Annotated in this window: 2 protein-coding genes; both read left to right on the top strand. The window is 32.5% G+C overall.

Annotated features, from left to right (window positions below; genetic code table 11):
- Nucleotides 1-523: hypothetical protein (locus J3U35_RS04825; protein WP_267359881.1), on the top strand; the 523-nt coding region annotated here is incomplete at its 5' end.
- Nucleotides 523-963 (top strand): hypothetical protein, encoded by a 441-nt coding sequence (locus J3U35_RS04820; protein WP_267359879.1) that lies wholly within the window; start codon nt 523-525, stop codon nt 961-963. The genes J3U35_RS04825 and J3U35_RS04820, both read left to right, overlap by 1 nt.
- Nucleotides 964-1297: the final 334 nt, after the last annotated feature.

The following is a 1297-nucleotide window of genomic DNA, read 5'->3' as shown; positions in this document are numbered from 1 at the left end:
ACGCTTATTAAAATACGCCCGCATCAAAATAACCGGCACTGAAGTCAGAACCAAGGTACATCATAAAATTGAAGCGTTAGAGGTTGAATTAGATGAGGTTAATTGGAATAATGTTGTTGAAAAAGAAACAATAAGGAATAATTCTTTATTGGCTAATGCAAATAAAGAATTAGATCAATACATAGCATCTTTAGCTAACAGCAAATATAAACCAGCTACAGCAGTTGGGGCTGTTGATCCATTAACGGAGAAAGTTGTTACTGCATCAAGTGGAACAGTTCCCACTAAAATAGCACCAGAACTACAAGTTTATGCTGATAAATTAGGAGGTTTAGGTGTTAAAACTTCATGTGGTAATGTATTAGGAGCTTGTGCTGAATTTAGAGCAGCCAACGAATTGTTATTAAATAATCCTAATCTTAAATTAAAAGATATACAATTTACTCAAGCCGTACGCCCTCGCAATGGTAAACCAGTGTCCCGTTGTGAAAATTGCACAAATATATTTGGAGTTGAAAAATAATGAAAATGACTGATGAGTTTATAAGTACTAACGATCTTGACTGGTATGCTGCATTTTATAATGGTAATCTAGCACACTTTGCTTCAGGTGGCACAAGAGCTGTACCGAAGAAAGTAGCTGATTCGGTTGAGAATTATGAAGAACTATGTGATTATTTTTTTGAATTAGAAAAACGATCTAATATTGAAATCATTGAAGATAATTTGCCTGAATTTCCCGATCAACTTAAAAGAGAACAATATTTAAAAAGCTATGTTGATTCGGCTTTAAAGGGATTATTTAGTTATGATGTTAACTATGAAGATAATAGCTATTTTTTAGTTGTAAAACCCCTGAGTCCATTATCTTTAAAAGACCTACCGAAAAATATAAAAGAAATAATCTATACTTTACCAAAAGAAGTAAAATCTGCTTCAGTAAGTATAACTAAATTAGAGTAGTCATAACGTAAAAGCACTCTAATTTATTAGAGTGCTTTTACGTTCTTATAGCTGCATAGTAAGTGAAGTGAGTAAAAATGATAAAAAGTGAATGATGTTAGAAAGCCAAACCCTTACNCCCGTTCACTACGCTTATTAAAATACGCCCGCATCAAAATAACCGGCACTGAAGTCAGAACCAAGGTACATTATAAAATTGAAACAGTTGAAGTAGAAGGGAATTGGTATAATACTGAAAAAGCAACTGATTTTGTCGTTTCATCATTTAAGGAATTAAGTATTGAAGAAATATCAAACATAAATAAATCATATGGAGGAAGTCATACATTAACAG

Source organism: Gilliamella sp. B2717, assembly GCF_026536675.1.
GTDB lineage: Bacteria > Pseudomonadota > Gammaproteobacteria > Enterobacterales > Orbaceae > Gilliamella > Gilliamella apicola_I.
Note: the sequence above shows the minus strand (reverse complement) of the source record. Positions and strands in the feature narration are given on the sequence as shown.